Origin of the sequence: Geodermatophilus sp. CPCC 205506 (genome assembly GCF_051383635.1) — a bacterium.
GTDB lineage: Bacteria > Actinomycetota > Actinomycetes > Mycobacteriales > Geodermatophilaceae > Geodermatophilus.
In genome coordinates, this window is record NZ_JALPKP010000120.1 from 1 (window position 1) to 1,016 (window position 1,016).

1 pseudogene is annotated in these 1,016 nt (G+C 83.5%); it reads right to left on the bottom strand.

Features of this window, described 5'->3' with window-relative positions:
• Positions 1 to 1,016 (bottom strand): annotated as a pseudogene (locus tag MY520_RS27890) (SMC family ATPase); the annotation flags it as partial.

The window sequence follows — 1,016 nt, forward strand, 5'->3', positions numbered from 1 at the left end:
CGGCGGCGGCCGACCCGGCCAGCCGCGTCGCCGCGGTCAGCTCGGCCCGCGTCCCGGCGGCCCGGGCGGCCAGCTGCTCCGGCGGCAGGTCACCGGCGCGGGCACGGAGGACGGCGAGCTCGCGCTCCCGCTCGTCCACGGCCTGCCGGGCGGAGGAGGCGCGGGCCTCGGCGGCGTCGGCCGCCGCCCGGGCGCGCTCCTCGTCGTCGGCGGAGACGGCCCGGCCGGTGGGGACGGCGGGCCGCGGGTGCGCGGCTGAGCCGCAGACCGGGCAGTCGGTCCCGTCGGCCAGCCCGGCGGCGAGCTCGGCGGCCATCCCGTCGAGCCGGGCAGCACGCAGCTCGACCAGCTGCTCGCGGGCCTCGAGCCACCCGAGGCGGGCCTGTTCGGCGGCCGTCCGCGCTGACGCGACCCGCGCGGCCACCTGCTCGGCGCGCGTGGCGGCGTCCAGGGCCGCGCGGGCGCCCTCCTCGGCGGCGGTGAGACCCGGCACCGTCGCCGCGGCGGCCAGCGCCGCGTCCAGGCGGGCCTGCGCGGTGGCGACCCGTTCCGGCCACCCCTCCGCGGCCCGGGCGCCCTGGGCACACCGGGTGGTGAGCGCCTCGACGTCCCCCTGGAGTGCGGCCAGGTCACGGGCCAGCGTGCCCGCCCGGTCGGCCTCGGGCACGAGGGCGCGGGCGGCGGCGGCCGAGTCACGGAGCTCCCGGGCCCGCACCGTGTCGGCGTCGGCGTGCTCGCCGACCTCGGCCCAGGCGGCACGAGCGTCGGCCAGCGCGGCGGCCGCCTGCTCGGCGGCCAGCGCCGTGCGCCCCGCGGTCTCCAGGACGTCGCGCAGCACCTCGGCGCGACGGCCGGCGTCGGCGCGGGCGCGCAGCGGGACGAGCTGGGCCTCCTGCGCGGTGAGCCGGTCGAGGTCCTGGCGGGCGCGGTCGCGGCGGGCGTGCCGGTCGGCGAGCGCGCGGGCCGCGGCCAGCTCGGCGTCGACCCGGGCGCTCCGCGCGGCGGCGTCCGCGGCG